The 18222-nt window shown below is 54.5% G+C and carries 18 protein-coding genes; 8 read left to right on the top strand and 10 right to left on the bottom strand.

Going from position 1 to position 18222, the window contains the following annotated elements:
* The first annotated feature begins 111 nt into the window (after positions 1–111).
* Entirely contained in the window at positions 112–2262 is a 2151-nt protein-coding gene (locus tag R0137_RS00865; protein WP_407327826.1) for a cation:dicarboxylate symporter family transporter, read from the top strand.
* 19 nt (positions 2263–2281) lie between these two features.
* On the opposite strand, the gene R0137_RS00860 is transcribed toward R0137_RS00865, so the two are convergent.
* Positions 2282–3934 (bottom strand): acetolactate synthase large subunit, encoded by a 1653-nt coding sequence (locus tag R0137_RS00860; RefSeq protein ID WP_407327825.1) that lies wholly within the window; start codon positions 3932–3934, stop codon positions 2282–2284.
* A 70-nt stretch (positions 3935–4004) separates the two neighbouring features.
* Here R0137_RS00860 and R0137_RS00855 point away from each other — a divergent pair, with 70 nt between their 5' ends.
* The 6 genes from R0137_RS00855 (at position 4005) to egtD (ending at position 10075) form a co-directional block, all read left to right on the top strand.
* The gene (locus R0137_RS00855; protein WP_407327823.1) at positions 4005–4559 is read left to right on the top strand and encodes an outer membrane protein; all 555 of its coding nucleotides are present in this window, start codon (positions 4005–4007) and stop codon (positions 4557–4559) included.
* Positions 4560–4598: 39 nt separating this feature from the next.
* Entirely contained in the window at positions 4599–5333 is a 735-nt protein-coding gene (locus tag R0137_RS00850) for an ATP-binding cassette domain-containing protein (RefSeq protein WP_407327822.1), read from the top strand.
* Positions 5330–6802 (top strand): glycine betaine ABC transporter substrate-binding protein, encoded by a 1473-nt coding sequence (locus R0137_RS00845; protein WP_407327820.1) that lies wholly within the window; start codon positions 5330–5332, stop codon positions 6800–6802. The genes R0137_RS00850 and R0137_RS00845 overlap by 4 nt, the downstream gene beginning before the upstream one ends.
* A gap of 482 nt (positions 6803–7284) precedes the next feature.
* A complete protein-coding gene (locus tag R0137_RS00840) occupies positions 7285–7797 on the top strand; it encodes a PhzF family phenazine biosynthesis protein (protein WP_407327819.1) in 513 nt (170 codons plus the stop codon).
* Positions 7787–9058: an ergothioneine biosynthesis protein EgtB gene (gene egtB, locus R0137_RS00835; RefSeq protein ID WP_407327818.1), complete on the top strand. Its 1272-nt coding sequence runs from the start codon at positions 7787–7789 to the stop codon at positions 9056–9058. The genes R0137_RS00840 and egtB overlap by 11 nt, the downstream gene beginning before the upstream one ends.
* A gap of 39 nt (positions 9059–9097) precedes the next feature.
* Entirely contained in the window at positions 9098–10075 is a 978-nt protein-coding gene (egtD, locus tag R0137_RS00830; protein ID WP_407327817.1) for an L-histidine N(alpha)-methyltransferase, read from the top strand.
* A gap of 30 nt (positions 10076–10105) precedes the next feature.
* Here egtD and R0137_RS00825 read toward each other — a convergent pair whose 3' ends face one another.
* The gene (locus tag R0137_RS00825; RefSeq protein WP_407327816.1) at positions 10106–10618 is read right to left on the bottom strand and encodes a DUF427 domain-containing protein; all 513 of its coding nucleotides are present in this window, start codon (positions 10616–10618) and stop codon (positions 10106–10108) included.
* Positions 10619–10786: 168 nt separating this feature from the next.
* Here R0137_RS00825 and R0137_RS00820 point away from each other — a divergent pair, with 168 nt between their 5' ends.
* Complete coding sequence (locus tag R0137_RS00820) at positions 10787–11545, top strand: hypothetical protein (RefSeq protein WP_407327815.1); 759 nt, start codon at positions 10787–10789, stop codon at positions 11543–11545.
* 5 nt (positions 11546–11550) lie between these two features.
* Here the strand turns inward: R0137_RS00820 and R0137_RS00815 are convergent, their stop codons facing one another.
* The 8 genes from R0137_RS00815 to R0137_RS00780 form a co-directional block, all read right to left on the bottom strand.
* Positions 11551–12474, bottom strand: coding sequence for a 3-keto-5-aminohexanoate cleavage protein (locus R0137_RS00815; RefSeq protein WP_407327814.1), 924 nt, complete (start codon positions 12472–12474; stop codon positions 11551–11553).
* A gap of 42 nt (positions 12475–12516) precedes the next feature.
* A complete protein-coding gene (def, locus tag R0137_RS00810; protein WP_407327813.1) occupies positions 12517–13026 on the bottom strand; it encodes a peptide deformylase in 510 nt (169 codons plus the stop codon).
* Positions 13027–14457 (bottom strand): PucC family protein, encoded by a 1431-nt coding sequence (locus tag R0137_RS00805; RefSeq protein WP_407327812.1) that lies wholly within the window; start codon positions 14455–14457, stop codon positions 13027–13029.
* 77 nt (positions 14458–14534) lie between these two features.
* The gene (locus R0137_RS00800) at positions 14535–14678 is read right to left on the bottom strand and encodes a light-harvesting protein (protein WP_271562737.1); all 144 of its coding nucleotides are present in this window, start codon (positions 14676–14678) and stop codon (positions 14535–14537) included.
* Between the two features lie 10 nt (positions 14679–14688).
* A complete protein-coding gene (locus R0137_RS00795) occupies positions 14689–14754 on the bottom strand; it encodes a light-harvesting protein (RefSeq protein WP_407330045.1) in 66 nt (21 codons plus the stop codon).
* A 415-nt stretch (positions 14755–15169) separates the two neighbouring features.
* Positions 15170–15880, bottom strand: a complete 711-nt coding sequence (locus tag R0137_RS00790; protein ID WP_407327811.1) for a hypothetical protein — start codon at positions 15878–15880, stop codon at positions 15170–15172.
* A gap of 109 nt (positions 15881–15989) precedes the next feature.
* Positions 15990–17222 carry an amidohydrolase family protein gene (locus tag R0137_RS00785; protein ID WP_407327810.1) on the bottom strand — a complete coding sequence of 411 codons (1233 nt, stop codon included), beginning with the start codon at positions 17220–17222 and terminating at the stop codon, positions 15990–15992.
* Positions 17219–18196: an oxidoreductase gene (locus tag R0137_RS00780; protein WP_407327809.1), complete on the bottom strand. Its 978-nt coding sequence runs from the start codon at positions 18194–18196 to the stop codon at positions 17219–17221. The genes R0137_RS00785 and R0137_RS00780 overlap by 4 nt, the downstream gene beginning before the upstream one ends.
* Positions 18197–18222 lie beyond the last annotated feature (26 nt).

Below are 18222 nucleotides of genomic sequence, written 5' to 3'. Positions count from 1 at the left end.
TTTTGTTCTCCTACGTACCTTCAAGAGTAGTACGCGGTGCCATCAGATGCACCTTTTTGTCCCATGACAATGGACGCCAAGAGAAGCTGCTCTAGGGGTTACAATCTCAGGATGACATTCACCCGAAAAATTCTTCTTGGTTTGCTCGCAGGTGTAACGCTTGGGCTCTTCTTTGGTGAGAGCGTTGGAGGCTTGTCCGTCGTGGGTGATGTCTACATCGGTCTCCTGCAAATGACTGTTTTGCCATACATTATGCTCTCGCTTATTGCGAATCTTGGGCGTATCAGCTGGAGCGAGAGCCGCGGCCTCCTAACGAGCCTCTGCGCGGTGTTTTTGGTGTTTCTCCTGGGCGGGGGTGCGATTCTCATGCTCAGCCCGTTGGCGTTTCCGCCTGCGGACGCGGCAAGCTTTTTTAGTCGCACGCTAATTGAAGCCCCAGAGGTGATCGACTTTGTCGCGCTCTACGTGCCCTCCAATCCGTTTTCAGCGATGGCGGACAATCTGGTGCCTGCGGTTGTTCTGTTTAGCATTCTGTTAGGTATTGGTCTTAGCGGAGCGCCGCACGCAGGGGGCTTGCTGACCGGTTTGGATACTTTGACAGACGCCCTTAATCGAGTGAATAAACTCGTGATCAAGCTAACGCCTCTGGGCGTATTCGCGATCGCGGCGGGTACCGCGGGGACCATGTCTCTCGATGAGCTGGGCAGACTTCAGGGATTCCTGATCAGCTATACCTTGCTCGTGGCTGCGGTGACCTTTGTGGTTCTCCCTTTGTTGGTGAGTGCAGTAACGCCTTTTTCTCCGCGGGAATTGTTGATGGTCCCTCGGGATTCCCTTATTACGATTTTTGCAGCAGCAAAAATCATTGTGCTCATGCCGCAGCTCATTGAGAACGTACAGGAACTCTTCCGCCGCCATGATTTATTGGATGAAGAGGTGGAGCACGGCACGGGTATTTTGATGCCCCTCGCGTATCCCTTTCCCAATCTAGGTACTTATCTGATCCTGTCCTTCGTTGCATTCGCAGGCTGGTACCTGGGTAGGCCCTTGGATTTCGCCGACACCATGTCTCTGGAAGCTTCATCCTTTTTTTCCAGCTTTGTCGCGCCGATCGTAGGCATTCCCTTTCTTTTGGATATGCTGCAGCTCCCGGCAGATGTTATGGAGCTGTTTGTTGTCTCTACGGTCTACACCGATCGCATTCGCGTGGTTTTAGGGGCTATGCACTTGATAGCTTTGAGCACGGTAGTCATGGCCATCCGGCGCGGCGTTTTCCGGCCTGATTTTCGAAAACTGGCGATTGCTTTGGCTTTCTCCGTGGTGGCGGTAGGCTCCGCATTGATGCTCACGCGGTTTTGGTTGCAGGCGACCGTGGTGGGGAGTTACGACGGTGATCAACAACTCTTGCAGATCGAATGGATGGCGCGGCCGGTCATAGCGCGCAGCTATAGCGATGAATTGCCGAGCGTAGCTCCAACAGATGCACCACCACGACTGACAAGGATTTCCGAGAGAGGCACAGTGCGTGTGGGATACGTTCCTGACTCACTACCTTGGGCTTTTCGGAATGAGCAGGGCATAGAAACCGGCTTCGATATGGAAATGGCAAACGCACTCGCTCGGGATCTTGATGTGAGCCTCGAGCTCGTCCGTGTGAGGGAGCCTGATATAAGTGCTTTGATAGGCACGGGACAGATCGACATTGTCATGTCTGGCTTGGGCCGCACCGCTGATAGGTTGCGACTGTATCGTTTTGCGGGGGAGCCCATCGACCTCACGCTGGGCTTACTGGTGCCTGATCACGAGCGTAAGGCTTTCTCGGATAGTACGCTTTTGCGCGCTCGCACAGACCTGACGATTGGCGTTGTGCAGCGAGATCCGGCATTCCAGCGCCAAATTGGCGAGCTATTGCCCAACGCGTCCATCAAATTCGTAAACAGCCCCAGGGCTTTTCTTCGCGGTGATGCTCCAGATCTGGATACGGTTCTCTATTCCGCAGAGGGCGGGGCGGCGTGGACACTCCTCTATCCCAACTACTCTGTTGTGGTGCCGCAACCCGTATTGGCACGGTTAACGGGGGGTTACATAGTTCCCGTCTCAGACGACCCTTGGGCGCGTTACATCAACGAATGGGTGAAGTTAAAACGCCGCGACGGCACGGTAGACGCACTGTTCGAACACTGGATCGGCGGAGGAGGTGCGACACCCAGCACGCCGCGATGGTCTGTTGCGCGGGATGTACTGGGCTGGGATATTAATTAGCTGAATGCTATTGCGCCGACTAAATAGAGCAGGTCAGCTCACCTAAGCGTTCTGTTAGCTTTTGGTTCTCACGATAGTCGATAGGTACAAGCACCAGGCTGGGTCCGATATGATCTTTGGCGGCTTTCAGGGCCTCGGGGAGATCCCCCCCAACCTCCACCTGCTGAAAATGCCAGTCAAAAGCGGATGCCAGGTGACCCCAATTCGGATTTCCGAAGGATAGGTCTGTATGACGGCCAAATTCTTGAGACTGTTTCCATGCGATCAATCCATAAGCGTGGTCTTCCCACACCATGACCGTGATGTTGCTGTTGAGCCGCCTCGCGGTTTCCATTTCCTGGACGTTCATGAGAAAGCCTGCATCGCCGCAAATACTAATGATGCTGCGCTCGGGGTCTACCAGCGATGCACCAATGGCGCCGGGTAAGGCAAATCCCATGGAGCAAAAGCCGTTGGGTATGAGGCAGCCGTTGGGTGTTCTGCAGTGATAGTGACGCGCGATCCACATCTTGTGGGCCCCGACGTCTGACAGCAGTAGGCCTGTGTCGCCGTAGAGCTTTTCTACCTCGAAAAGTACTTTTTGCGGCTTGATGGGTCCCGCTGTGTCATCTGCCGCGTGTTCTTTGTGATCTTCCTGCATATCTCTGCGCGTTGCCGCTTGCTGTGCTGTGTCAAAGCCCTCGGTAGGCTCGTCTCGAAAAACGCCTACCAAGGCTGCAAGGTTGTCGGCGATGTCGCCAACTAGTTCGTTCTCGGGGTTAAAGTGCTCGTCGATTTCGGCGGGCAAAAAGTCGATGCTCACCACGGGTTTGTCGCCTTCGGGGTTCCACAAGTGCGGGTGGTACTCGACCATGTCGAATCCGATGGCGATTACTAAGTCTGCCGCATCAATGGCGCAGGTTCCGATGTCCTTGCTGCCCAAGCCGATTGTATAAAGACATTCGGGCATATCAGGGTCCACAGCGCCTTTTCCCATAAAGGTATTGAGCACGCCGATGCCTGTGATCTGTACGAGTTCCCGCAGTTGCTCTGATGCGCGTTTTCGCACGCAGCCGTTCCCAGCAAGAATCACCGGCTGCTTGGCTCCCCGAATTCGCGCAGCAAATTCATGGACTGCCGCAGCAGCAGCGACGGGCCGTCGGTATCTAACAGGCGTAATTGGAGTTGCGGAAGTTTCCCGCTTCGCAACATCTTCGGGGAGTTCAATAAGTACTGCGCCGGGTTTTTCCGTGCGCGCAACTCGGACTGCCTTGCGTATGATTTCGGGGATCGTATCTTCGTGAATGACTGTTTCCGCCCACTTTGTGACCGGTTCGAACATCTTCACGACGTCCATAATCTGGTGTGATTCTTTGTGCAGACGCGTGGTACTCCCCTGACCGGTTAGCACCAGCATGGGCGCGCGATCCATGTTGGCATCGGCGACACCGGTAATCAGATTAGTAGCTCCAGGGCCCAGCGTGCTCAGGCAGGCAGCCGGTGTGCCGGTCAATCTGCCATACACCTCGGCCATGAAAGCGGCCCCCTGTTCATGGCGGCACAGTACAAAGCGAATAGACGAGGAGTTCTCAAGGCTCATCATGAAGTCCGCGTTTTCTTCTCCGGGTACGCCAAACACGTACTCGATATTTTCTGATTCAAGACATTGAACGAATAAGTCTGAAGCCTTCATTGACGCTGTTCTCCGCTTAAAGCCGTGGCTTCGCCTATACTGAGCATATTTAGCTGTGGGGGTAAGTCTCTTGTTAAATCAATCAAAAGTCACGTTTGTCCGCGGGTGTGCCTCACTGGCCGCTCTTGTTTTGGGGTTGGCCGCTACCACGGCCCGTGCGGACTCTCTTTACATTGGTGCCGGCGCGTATTTTACCGATGTTGAGCTTACGGTAGGCGGTGAAGATGACATCACTCCTGCCGGATTCATTGGGTACCAGTTTTTGGACAGCAACGTCCTGATGTTATCCGTGGAGGCTGGCTACTATGACTTGGGGTCCTGGTCTGGCAATGTCGGCGAGGTCCCCTATTCGTTCGATGCTAGTGCCCTAACTGTTGCCGGGGTCGCCTATGTGCCCGTCGGTCCGTTCTTTGAAATCTACGCCAAGGCAGGTTTTGCTGCGGTAGAAGTGGAGTCGCGCGTTGCTGATATGCCGCGAACGGACGACGACACGGATACATTTATCGGTGCGGGAGTCGCAGTGGACTTCTTCGATACCGTTGACATCTACGCCGAGTATCTCCAATTCGACAACCAGATCGACTCGCAAATGGTTGGCGTTGGAATCCGCTTCGACTTTTTCTAGGTCGGCATGTCGACGCTCTGTGGCGCGTAGGTAGCTCCGGTGCATCCCTTAGAACTATCTGGGGTTTCCAAGTACTTTGCGGGAAAGGCCGTAATCGACGATCTCAGCCTGAGTTTTTCTGAGGGGCGCGTTACTGCACTAGTGGGAGCCAGCGGTTGTGGTAAGTCCACAGTGCTCAAACTGTGCAATGGACTTTTGCAGCCCGACGTTGGCGTAGTGCGCGCCTTTGGGGAACCTCTCAACTACCAGAACCTTGGCGAAACACGTCGACGCATGGGTTATGCGGTGCAGGGTACGGGACTCTTTCCGCACATGACTGCGGCAAATAACATTGCCATTGGCGCTAAGGCGTCCGGCTGGTCTCAACAGGACATAGCGGTTCGAATAGCGGAACTACGGACGCTCATGCATTTGGACGAGGAGCTCTTGGAGCGTTATCCCCATGAGCTCAGCGGTGGTCAGCAACAACGCGTGGGTCTGTCCCGGGCAATGATGCTTCGTCCCCGGATCTTGCTCCTCGATGAGCCGTTTGCGGCAATAGATCCCATCACGCGTTTTGATATACACCGACAGCTTCAGGAGCTTCTTGCTGTGGAGCCCGTTACCGTTCTACTAGTCACCCACGATATGCGAGAGGCGATGTTCTTGGCTCAGCAAATCGTTGTTATGGCCAACGGGAAAATTCGGGTGAATGAGGCGACCGACGAGTTGCATAAGCAGCAGCCAGGCTTGGAGCCCGAGGCTTTACTAAATTCACTGATGGCGACCCCTTGAAGGGTCTTATTCTTATGGTTTTTCTGTGCTTCGCGGTTTGCGGGTACTCTGCGGTAGCGAAGCCACCAGTGGTTGTGGGCTCTAAAACATTTAGTGAAAGCCACATCTTGGCCGAGGTCGCAGCGCAGTATTTGGCAGCCAATGGCGTGCCTGTTGAGCGAAAAATTGGCCTCGGAGGTACACTGATCACTTATGAAGCTCTGGTGCAGGGCGAACTGGACGTTTATCCCGAGTACACCGGCACGCTTACCGGTGCTGTGTTCGATGATTTATCTATGGACACAGCGAGGCTTGGAGAGGCGCTCGATGGCGACGGTCTGGAGTTTCTGGTGCCCCTTGGTTTTAACAACAGCTACGCCCTCGCCATAACTGAAGCTCTTGCGACGCGTCTCTCAATTGCCAGTATCTCTGATCTTGCGGCGCAACCCGATCTCGACATAGGGCTTTCCCTGGAATTCCTAAATCGCGGGGATGGCTGGCCTGAACTCCAACGTCGTTACGCTTTGCCGCAGCAAGCGAAGGGCATTGAGCATGCTTTGGCCTATCGAGCGCTGGAGGCCGGGCAACTCGATGTTGCCGATGCTTACACGACGGATGGAAATCTTGACCTCTACAGCTTGCGCCTCCTCGACGACGACCTTGGGGTTTTTCCTGCTTACGATGCTGGTTACCTAAGCAGAAAGGACTTGCCGAACCGCGCGAGAGAACTATTGGCAGAGCTGGAAGGAGTTATTGACGAGACGACGATGCGTGCGCTGAATCGTCGTGTAGCGACTGATGGACTGTCGCCAGAAGTAGTCGCCTTTGATTTTCTTGCGGAAAAGGCTCTGGTCCTAAGTGGTCGTAGACCAACAAACAGTGGAAGTCGTATAGCGCATAATACCGCGGTACATCTGAAGCTGACTGCGACGGCAGTAGCTCTTGGATGTCTGGTGGCAATACCCCTGGCGCTTTTGGTCTCACGATCACCGGGTATTGCTGGAGGGCTGCAGTACGTGGCGAGCTTGCTGCAAACGATTCCGGCACTGGCACTTCTGGCCTTACTGATTCCTCTGCTGGGTCTGGGGCAGACCACGGCGATCTTCGCTCTATTTTTGTACTCCTTGCTGCCTATTGTGCGTAACACCCTGGCGGGACTTGGGGGGGTCGATCCACTGCTTAAAGAAGTCGCTCGTAGTTTGGGACTAACACCCGCACAACAAATTTTGAGCATAGAACTGCCTTTGGCCGTACCCATGATTATTGCGGGGATAAAGACCGCCGCGATCATCAGTATCGGTACCGCGACCCTTGCAGCCTTCGTTGGTGCAGGCGGGTTGGGTGAGCCGATAATCACGGGGCTGACCCTGAATAACAACAGGCTCATTCTCGAGGGCGCGATACCTGCAGCCTGTCTTGCTATAGCAACCGAGGTGATTTTTGGGCTGATAGAGCGTGGGTTTGTGCCGGCACACCTGCGCAGCAGTTAGATCGTCATGCTCTGCGCATGAAAAGCTGTTAGGATTTTTGTATGACAGCCTGAGCGACTTTGCCGGGCAATCAGCCAGCTAGTAAATGGCGCCAAAAAGAATAAACGTTTATCGAATCACGACTCGCAAGCCAGACTTTTTATGCTTTCGCTGGCGGAGAGGCCTCTTATGCTTTCGCCGGCGGAGGGGCCTCTTATGCTTCCGCTAGTGGAGAGCCCTCTTACGCCTCCGTTGACAGCGAGGGTCTTCACAAAAGCGTTGCTCGAGGAAACCCTTGCCAGGTCAGTCTGCTCCACGGCTCTCCAGAGGACTCACCGGAGCCTGATTCTTACACCCAGTGTCTCAGCTGGCGTGTAGATGATGACGTTTGCGCAGTTCGCTGCTGGTCTCTTTCTGACCATGAGATTCAGCTCTGTGGTCATGGCTTGTTGTGCAGCGGCGCTGCGTGGCTAAGCCAGGGGTATAGCCTAAGCCAGCTCGAGATGAACGGTTTGCGGGCCGCTTTTCATGCAGATGCAGATAAGTATTGGATCGGTCTTCCATCGATAAGCTGTACAGCTTGTCGTGTACCGCACTGGATTGGAGAGTTTTTCCCCGTGCCGCCGTGGCGTGCCGCGGAAGCGGGCGCCGATGACGGTTATCTGGTCCTCGAATGGCCAGAAGGTTTTGATCTTGAGAGCTTGCCCATACCTCGCTATGCGTTGCATCGCCGAACAGGCCGAGCACTCATTGTGACATCGCGGGATACTTCGTCGTCCTTTGATATTCAGATGCGCTACTTTGCGCCTCAGCACGGTGTACCCGAGGACACGGCGACGGGCTCAGCTATGCGCGTGCTTGCTACCTATTGGATGAATCGGGATTTGAGCGAAGGCCTTCGTGCGCGGCAGTGCTCCCAATTTGGTGGCGAACTTTACAGTCGTATTCGCGGCGACCTGACATGGGTTGGAGGGCGCGTGGTTGGCGAATCCAGGGGGGTAGGGCGTGTCGACTGACTCCATAAGCGATCGGTTTGTCGCCACAAGGCAGCGCTTCCTGGCGATCTGCCAACCTCTCGAGCTTGAGGACTACGGACTGCAGGCAGCGGAGTTTGCCAGTCCTCCTAAATGGCATCTTGCGCACACGACCTGGTTCTTTGAGACCTTTCTCCTCAAGCCGTTTGTGCCTGGTTATCAATCGTTGGAGTCGCTTTACGAGGTGTTATTCAACTCGTACTACAACGGCATCGGCAACCAGCACCCACGAGGGCAGAGGGGCTTATTGTCGCGACCATCACTGCAGGATGTTTTTGCTTATCGAGAGCATGTTGATCACGCGATGTTGTCACTGCTGGCGACGGTTGATGATCGTGAGGACCGTCAGGAAGCCGAAGAGCTAATCGCCCGCACCGTGTTGGGTATCGAGCATGAGCGTCAGCATCAGGAGCTGTTTTTTACCGACATCAAATTTTCCCTGGGTGCTAATCCATTGTATCCCCGCTACGTCGCAGGAGACGTGAACGCGCAAATTCCCACAGCACCGGTTTCGTGGACAGCTTTCGATGGTGGGCTCATAGAAATTGGCTATGAAGGTAGTGACTTTTGTTTCGACAACGAGCTACCTCGGCATCGAACGTATATCGAATCTTTTGAGTTGGCGAATCGTCTGGTTACCAACGGGGAGTATCAAGCTTTCATAGACGATGGCGGATATGAACGACCCGAGCTGTGGTTAGCGGATGGCTGGGCTACGGTGCAGCGAGAGAAGTGGGGCGGGCCTCTTCACTGGTTAGATAGCGGCGGTCAGCAGCTAGAGTTCACCTTGATGGGTTTGCAGCAAAGAGCTGCTGCAATACCAGTAGCGCATGTAAGCGGTTACGAGGCGGATGCCTACGCGCGCTGGGCCGGAGTACGTCTGCCCACAGAGGCGGAATGGGAGCATGTTGCTGCGATGAGCTATGGACTAGATCGCAACCAAGCGACGTCCCAAGACAGTGCGCGAGCAGCTCTTTGCCATCCCGAGGCTGCCGCGGGCGAAGACCTACAGCAACTTTACGGCGCGTGTTGGCAGTGGACTCAGACTGCTTACAGTCCCTACCCGGGATTCGCACCGTCCGCCGGAGCTATAGGCGAATACAACGGTAAGTTCATGAGCAACCAATGGGTACTGCGCGGGGGCTCCTGCGTCACGCCACCCAGCCAAGCTCGCCCGACCTATCGCAATTTCTTCTATCCCCAGGATCGCTGGCAATTCAGTGGCATTCGCCTTGCGAGATAAATTTCGAAAGAGCCATCGAGACAGGAAAGCATCAACACTATGAATGAGTCCTTGGGCAATGTAAGTCGCGTTAGTTTTCGGGATGAGCATCCGGATTTAGGCGACGGAAGAGAAGAGATACTGAAAGGTCTTGGGTTGCCGCAAAAGAGTGTCAATCCGAAGTGGTTCTACGATCAGCGAGGATCTGAGCTCTTTGACCAGATTACTCGCTTGCCTGAGTATTACCCCACGCGCACTGAAATTCTTATTCTCGAGGAGAACCGCGATTCCATCGCCCGTATGTGCGGTCCCGACTGCATATTGATTGAACCGGGGAGCGGCTCCAGCGAGAAGGTACGTATTCTTTTGGATGCGATGCGACCGGAGTTGTATGTTCCTATTGATATCTCTGCAGTCTTTTTACAGCGCTCGGCGCGGACTTTGGGGGAAGAGTATCCATGGCTGGACATCGCTGCGGTGTGTGCCGACTTTAATGGCGGTTGGAGCTTTCTGGAGGAACTCCCTGCGTCTCCACGGGTGGTTTTCTATCCCGGGTCTACAATCGGCAACCTCGAGCCGGACTTAGCGCAGCGATTTTTACGTGGGCTGAGAGAGATGGTCGGCCCTGATGGAGGTGTGCTTATAGGCGTTGATACCCATAAGTCCACGGACCGGCTGAACGCCGCCTATAACGATGGCGCAGGGATTACTGCAGAATTTAATCTGAACGTTCTTCGTCGAATGAACGAGTTGCTGGACGCTAGCTTTGATGATTCGAGCTTCAGTCATCATGCGTTTTACAACGAAGGGCAGAGGCGTATTGAAATGCACCTTGTAAGCGACAATGCTCAGCAGATTGAGCATGCTGGCGGTCACTTTGACTTTCGCGCAGGGGAAACAATACACACCGAGTGTTCTTACAAGTACAGCCTTGAAGATTTCGCGGCCCTGGCGCAGTCTGCGGGATTGGAGATCGCGGAAACCTGGCAAGATGACCAGGCTCTCTTTAGTGTCCACTACCTCCGCCGAGCTGTCTAAAAAAACTCCGCGGGCTTTTGCGGGTATCCTTTACCAGTGACCCGTACCAGGCTCTCCTTTAAAGGGCCCCGCGAGGCGGTCAGTAATCCAGCCGCCGTAGAACTCTCCCGGTTGAGGCCGTACGCGCTCACCGTTAACTGCGCACTGAACTCGCGACGGGTAAAAGGATGCGTGGCGGTCGATCGCGGCGAAGGTCTTCGACGGATCGGCGTAAAGCCAGGCTACTGGATATCCTTTGGGGTCATCATTCAACGCAAAGTAACTGGCTTGGCCTTTCCACTCGCAAAAGCTGTGATGAGCTATCTCCCGTAGCTGTGTCCAATCAATGTCAGCCTCTGGTAGGTAGTAAGTAGGTGGGCTGGCGGTCTCTAAAACTCTAAGCGCGTTTTGGGTTTTGGCAATCGCTACGGCACCATTGCTGACCTCAACGAGGTCATCGCTAGGCACCAGAATGGGAGGGCGCGGATAGTCCCATACAGACTCTTGGTCGGGTCCGGGTGCGATGGCGAAGTCAGGACGTTGTTTACCAGTATGTTTCCACATCTCCTTACTCTAGCGCTTATGTTGCCGTCTAGCGATACGTTTGCGCGCTTTGCGGTGGTGGATCGACGCTCACACAGTATCTATTCAGTGTGCCGGGTATTACCGCGACTTAGACTAGAATTACGCAGCCCGTAGATGTGAATTCTAAATCACAGAAGTCCTGAATAAATGACCCTCGCGAAATACACGAGAAGCGCTTTCTTTTCACGCTACGCGATGGCGCTCTTGGCCGTTGTGCTCATTGGTTTTGCGCCGTCGTTTTTCTTGCGTTTAGTGATCGAGAGCGAGCCCCTCCCGTTTTACCTGCATTTACACGGTGCCTTACTTACCGGCTGGTTTGCCATCGTGTGCGGTCAGGCGTTGTTGATTCGTAAAGACGACGTGATGTTACATCGGCGCCTAGGTCGATTTTTTGCTGTCTACGGCGCGGCAGTCGCCATAGCCGCTCTTATGGCGACCTTCAATTGGGTAGAGCGAGAGCTAGCGATGGGTGCGACTTTTGAATCCGATATGGCGGCTGTTAATCCTCTCCAAGCATCGGGGGTTTCGTTTCAGGACTTCGCTGCAGCACTGGTCTGTTTCAATCTTGCGTCGGTATTGGGCTTCGTCGTGCTTTTGGCATTAGCCGTCGTTTTTCGGCGCGAAGGGAGCCACCATAAACGCTATGTCTTGTTTGCATCACTGTCGATTGTTACGCCGGGTGTGGCGCGGATTTCACGGATTGTTATGCAGACAGAGATGGGTCCGATCATACCCCTCGGTATCGCAGGTCTCGGTCTGGCAATACTGATTGCAGATTTTCAAAGCTTGGGGCGTCTGCATCCCGCATCACTACGGGCGTCACTGATTCTCTTCATAGTAAACGGGGTGGCAGGATTTGTTGCTCTGAGCCCCTACGGCGCGAGGCTCGTAAGGGCGCTTGCTTAGAAAAGTTAGTGCTGGGTGAACTTCACGGGAAAGGTCGGAAGATCAAGCATTGCAGCAGCCTCCGTGGTCGTAGCGATGGGCCGGTCATACTTCGCTGCGATGTCGACTACCTCTTTTACCAGCTCGACATTTGTCGGCGTGCGATCACCTGCATAGGGTTCTAAGCCCACCTGTACATGACCACCTCTTTTGATCGCAGCCTCTGCCAGGCCACACCCTGCGCAATCCGCGCCAAAGCTTGAAACCAGCCAAGGAACTTCCCAATCGCCGAGCATGCCGAGATAGGCCTCAAGGCTTGTCGCCGTAGGGGGCATGCCAAAGGGTAGTTCGTCCGCAGCAAAGTACAGCTTGATCATGCTGCCGCGGGGGAGTTTGCCCGCGCGGTGATAGGCGAGGATAAACTTTAGAAAGCTGGGTTCGAAAATCGATACGCTCATACCAATGTTGTGACGGCGACAGGCCTCCACGTAATAACGCGAATCTGCCATGTCATTGCGATACAGATATTCGCTGGGGGCAAAGAGTCCGTCTTCATCCAGCAGTGAAATATTGAAGGTGCCGGGATCCACTAGACCTTGGGCAAGCAACCCTTCGCTGGCCATTTCTTCAACGTGCTTGTAGCGAGTTTCGACGGACACACCATCCTGACCAACAGGCATTGTGGGTGTCAGTATTGCGTCGGGTCGCAATTCAAGCAGTTTACGCCATGGTCGTGCGTAGCGTTCTGTGTCCAGCTCTCCTGTGCCACCGATGATTGGCTCGTCGGTGTGATTGTGGATCAGCGCGGCGCCTGCTTCCATACATGCCAGGGCATCCGCGACGATCTCGTCGTCACTGTAAGGCACTGCAGGATTGAGTTCCTTGCTGGCAGCGCCATTGAGAGACGCTTCGATGATGAGCGGTTTTCCCGCAACTGACGATGACTTCATAGGTTTTTGGCCGTGACTACGCGGATGCCCAGTCTGCTTTACTTAGGCGGCGCGGGATAGTCCTGTATTGGATCCTGATGTCATTCTAAGGCGCAGTTTTTTGAACCATGAGAGCCGGTCGGTGAAGAGTACGCCATCGAGATGATCCAGTTCATGCTGCACACACACGGCATGGAGTCCATCCACGTCGAACTCTTTGGTCTCGCCATTGGCGTCCTGCGCGCGAACCTTCAATCGAGTACAGCGAACCACAGTAGCTTCGACACCGGGCACCGAGAGGCAGCTTTCCTGAACATAGCGGGATTTTGATTTGGAGAGTATCTCAGGATTGATGTACAGCCTTTCACCGAATTCATCATCGGGTACGTGTACCAAAATGATTCTTTTCAAAATGCCAGCCTGGGGGGCTGAGAGGCCGATGCCTTGGGTGTGTTTGAGTGTGTCGAGCAAATCGCGAACCTGCCCTCTAAGCGCATCGTCGAACTCGGTTACACGCTCGGAGTGCTCGCGCAATCGTTCGTCGGGCACTTCAATGATATCCAACACTGCCATCTATACAGCTGGCTCCGTTGTGCTGGGAGCTAATTCATAGGATCGCTCTCGCAGGAGTGGAGCGATGAGAAACAGAGTTACCACAAGTAGCGCGATCTCAATGCCGTAAACCGTCATGTAGCCACTGGCGCTTGCGCTACTGGAACCCGCCGCCAGGGAGCCTGCTTCGAAGGCATTCACCGCGTCGCGAATGATACCGCTCAGTGCCACGCCAATGCCCGCCGCCGTGGCCTGCACAGCGCCCCAGGCGCCCAAGGCGAGTCCCGCTTGCTCACGAGGAGCTCGGTTCATTGTGGATGTGAGTGTCCCATGGCCAAACAGTGCGCCTCCAAATCCAACGAGGAAATTGCCGACGACAAACAGCCAGGGATTCACAAGGGGAGCGGCGACAATGACCAAAGCAAAAGCGGGCAGTCCGATAAAGGCGCCGATGCGTGTGGCAATGTAGGGGTCCATGCCGTCGCTTATAGCCTTTGACGCTGCGCCGAAGCCCACTAGTCCACCTACGGCAAAGAGCGCGGTGAGTAAGGTTGTAGAGCTTACAGACAGGTTGAGCACGTGACCCCCAAAAGGCTCCAGCAGTATGTCTGCCATGCCAAAGGCCATAGTGCCCATGCCGACAATGGCCAGCCTACGAATCGTATGTTCGCCTTCACAGAATTGTTGCCAGGCATCGCGAAAACTGGGGTCCGGGGCGGGAGCAGCGTTGCCTCGGTTCGGTCTCCTGGCTTCCTGTTTCCACACAGCAGTGACGTTTAGGACGAGGGTTAGCAGGGCGGCGGTTTGAATTACCCGGACCAAGCGGCCGGGGCTAAAATCCATGAGCACCGTGCCAAAAATTAATGCGCTGACCATCATGCCGAGGAGTAACATGACGTACATCAGTCCCACAACTTTGGGATGAGATTCTTCGGGCGTTAGGTCGGTCGCCAGCGCTAGTCCAGCGGTTTGCACTGTGTGAATACCTGCTCCCACCAGCAAAAAAGAGGCCGCTGCGGTTATCTGTCCTACCCAAGGCGATACGTTGCCCGACATTCCCTCTCCCGCGAGGACCAACAGCGCGAAAGGCATAATCGAGAAACCACCAAACTGTGCCAACGAGCCTTTCCAAACAAAAGGCACGCGGCGCCAGCCAAGGGCGCTTTGGTGATTATCCGAGCGAAAACCAATAAGAGCCCGCAGGGGTGCAAAAACAAGGGGCATCGCCAGCATCACGCCAACGATTGACGCCGGCACATTGAGTTCTACAATCATGACGCGATTGAGAGTGCCCACTAGCAGCACCATCGCCATACCGACGGATACTTGAAAGAGCGAAAGACGAAGAAGTCTACTGAGAGGTAGATCGGGGGTTGCAACGTCTGCAAAAGGCAGCGCTCGAGTCCCCAAAGAGGACCATACGGCGATGAGCTTTCGGTCGAGACGATTCACTATTTGAGTCTACCCAGAAACAGGTCGGGGCGACAATTGTCGCCCCGTGCGGTTCGCATAAACCCTGTTCGTTGGCGTTAGCCGCCGAAGAAGGCTGGGAACCAGGTTGTGTTTTCCAACACCGCAAAATGCACAGTGAAGGCAATCAAGGCCACGCCGCCAAGCATCGCCGGGATTCCAACAGTGGGGTTAACCACGGTCCAGAGTTTTCCGTTATTCATGCCTAGCTCCTTAGCCCAACCAGGGGGTTAGTGTATAAACGAGGGCGTGCGCGACAAGCGAAATTACAAAGAACACGCGCGTGCCATCAATTATGTATTTATGTACCTCTTCGGATTCCCTAATGGTTAAACCGGTGGGGAACACCTTTTCTCCATTTTCCACGTTAGCTACTCCGTTACCTATCACAGTGATGGCGGGATCATTGCTGTAACGGCAACTTTTCCCGTATAGATCAGCCTAGGAAGTCGTTCATATATTGTCAAGAGTATTTGTCATATATAAGTGTAAACTTTAGTTTACATATTGACAAATAAAGGAAGGCTTAACTACGCGGATCGGAGGCATTTGCTCAAGCGCCATCAGTATTGCACTTTGTGGCGACTTTCTAAGAACTAACTATCTGTTTTCTATGCAAATAAAACCCTGGAGCCAATTGCGGCCGCCAGGGTCTAGTGCACCTTTTCAGGCTCTTTTGCGGGCTGTCTTCCGCTTAGCTGTATAGGTAATGATTACGCTTGGACAGCACTCTCAGGCCCAGCATTGATGAGAGAGGAGTTCCGCTCTTTGAAAGCAAAGGCATACCAAAAGAAGAGCTCTTGCCCGCGACTCGGTCGCTCTTGAGGGGCAGATTGAGCATAGAAGAAAGGGGCGTCGCACTGCTGCTCTTGATTTTCCAGCCAACCAAAGACGAGAACGTGAAATCTGACGCCAAAGGCTTAAACCAGCGAGAAAAATGGCTCAGACCGTCCTGCTGCGTGCTGAAGCCAAATGCTTCGGACAGCGTACCGTTAACCAGTACGGGCAAGCCCAGCATGTTCGAAAGGGGCGTTGACTGTTCGCTGATCGGCACAAAAGGCGGTGGCGTGGGAACATGGGAGTCGGGGAGAGGGTTGTGCTCGTCCAGAATCACTTCGACCATGCGCGAGGCAATGAACGGCGGGGTGGTAACAACCAGCGTACGTCCTTCGGTCAAACGAGACATGTAAAAGTCGGCGTGATCGCCCAGCATACTGCCTACACGTACCGCGTGGCTCACCGATCCGCTGTTTGACGTGGGAGCTGCTTCCCCCTCTGCGAACTGATTGCGGGCCTTAGGGCCTTCCATAACGGCGACATCGTCGCTGCTGTAACCAGCTTCCACCAGTGCCTTCGCTGCGGCTCGTGCCTGATTTTCATCATTATATAAACGCGCTATTAACATCACCTGAGTCCTCTTTTTGCAGGTTGCTTTTGCCTTACTAAAAGAACATACGGTGTCTTTTGAAAATTGGACTGAACTTAGACAAAAACTTTTTTTGCGCCGGAGACTCTTAACTCGCAAGCTCTGGGAACAAGGTAACGGCGTTTTCTCGAAGAATCGCGTCCCTTATAGATGAGCGCTCGGCTGTATCCGTGGCAATCAAAACTTTCGCCAAGGTCGCCCCAAGGTGGTACCAGGGCCAATCCGTGCCAAAGAGTAGCCGCTCACCACCGGTTTTTGTGATGATACTGTCGAGGCTGGTGATGCCCTGACCGTGAATCCCGATCCAGGCGTTTTGATGCTTGATCGCCAGGTCGACCATGGCAGCGCTGTCCCGGGCACCTGCGTGACCCAATATCACCTGCAGCTTCGGGAAGTCCTCCAGAACACGCGCATAGTGACGGGGTACTGCAAAGGGCTGGCTGGATGCGGGCTCAATGCCAGCGCGACCCCCATGAAAAAACACAACCACCCCGAGGCGCTGAGCTTCCTCATAGAGCGGCATTAGACTGGGGTCGTCAGGATAGAATTTTTGCACCGTGGGATGGAGCTTCACCAAGCGTGCGCCTTTCTCTGCATATCGGCGAAGTTGCTCTACGCGGTCTTCGTCTCTGGGGTGCACCGAGCAGCCGGTAGTGACACGATCGCCCGCGCCGGCTAAGGCAATTGCATTCTGCCATTGCTCGCTAAGGTCATCGCCAAAGGGTAGTCCCAGCTTTATGGGTAGCACGAAGGAGTGCTGAACACGCATGGCGTCCATTTCGGCGATTAAATTGGGGATCGTGTGGCTTCGCACCACGTCATTCCCCCACAGACCCTGAGTTGTGAGCACTCGCTCGTTGCGCTTGAGGGCTTCTTCCGAGAAATTGCCGTTGATGTAGATGTCCAGGTCTAAATCGCAGGCCCGATTGCTGGCGTCGCAATCCAATAAGTGACGTACCCTCGGTGTTGTCGCTTGAAGATCAAGTGTTGGCTTAAACAGTATCGACATACCCAGATGCGCATGCACATCGACAATTCCCGGAAGGCTGTCGTCGATACAAATAAGCTCTTCCTCGCTATCCAATTCAAACCAGGGGAGTGTGGCCAGGCCTCGGTAGCCTTGATAGCGATGCTCTCCGAAGGGTCCTTTACCTTTTTGCAGCGCTTCGAGCTTCTGTTGATTGGCTAGAAGTTCGATATCTGCTTGGGTGTATCTGTCGGGAGGAGGGGGCTTATTGCACCCGTTTAAACCCGAGAGCACCGCCCCGCCCGCTGCGTAAGCCAAGAGCTGGCGTCTCGATAAGCGGCCTCTTTTTGTCACGCCAGAGAGACGCCCGTGAGTAGCTCCGACAATGCCCAAAGTTTGCGTGCTTCCTCGGCATCCACGCCGTGGGGGTCCACCCCGCTGTATCGCGCAGTACTGCTGCCGATGTCGGTATTACTCGCGATGTTGCAGTCTTCACAGTAAACGCCGCCGTGACCATTCAATGCCGGGGCCGTAGCGGCCCATGCGCTGGTCGCCGCGCCTTGTTCGGGGCTCTTGAAGATAGCGTTTACCGTTCCGGCTTCATCGATCCATCCCATGGCGATCATTTCTTCTTTAGGTAGGTGACGCTGGAGCGGTGTCATGATGCCACCGGGGTGAACGGCGAAGGCACGTACGCCATCAGCCTGACCCAAAGCATCGAGTTCAACGGCAAAAAGACTATTCGCAGTTTTTGCCTGACCATAGGCCACCCATTTGTTGTATTCATCCTTTTCGAACATCAGGTCGTCCCAGCGAATAGGCGACAGTTTGTGTCCTGTGGACGACAATGACACCACGCGGGCCCCGCCATTTGCCTTAAGTGCAGGGTAAAGAAGCAGGGTCATGGCAAAATGCCCGAGATGATTTGTCGCGAACTGTGCCTCGCGCTCATGGGCAAGACGGGTTTCGGGACATGCCATGATGGCGGCGTTGTTGATCAGGATGTCGATACTTCTGTCACTATCGTTGAAACGCTGGGCAAACGCTTTTACCGACTCGAGATCACCCAAATCAAGCGAGTCTACTTCGATGTCGCCGGGCAAATCTTCAAGCGCTGCCAGTTCGGCCTTTGCATGTTCCGGCCTCCTGGCCGGTACCAGCACCTTTGCGCCCGCTGTGGCCAGAGCGCGGCTTGTCTCCAGCCCCAGTCCCGAATAACCGCCGGTAACCACCGCCAGTTTGCCCGAGAGATCGATGCCGCTGATCACATCAAGGGCTGTGCTGTTTCTGTCGAAACCGGAATCGATTGGTGTTTGTGGGGTGGTCATGGCTGACTGCTCCTCAGAGTGTAGTC

Origin of the sequence: Congregibacter brevis, assembly GCF_045689245.1 — a bacterium.
Lineage (GTDB): Bacteria > Pseudomonadota > Gammaproteobacteria > Pseudomonadales > Halieaceae > Congregibacter > Congregibacter brevis.
Note: the sequence above shows the minus strand (reverse complement) of the source record. Positions and strands in the feature narration are given on the sequence as shown.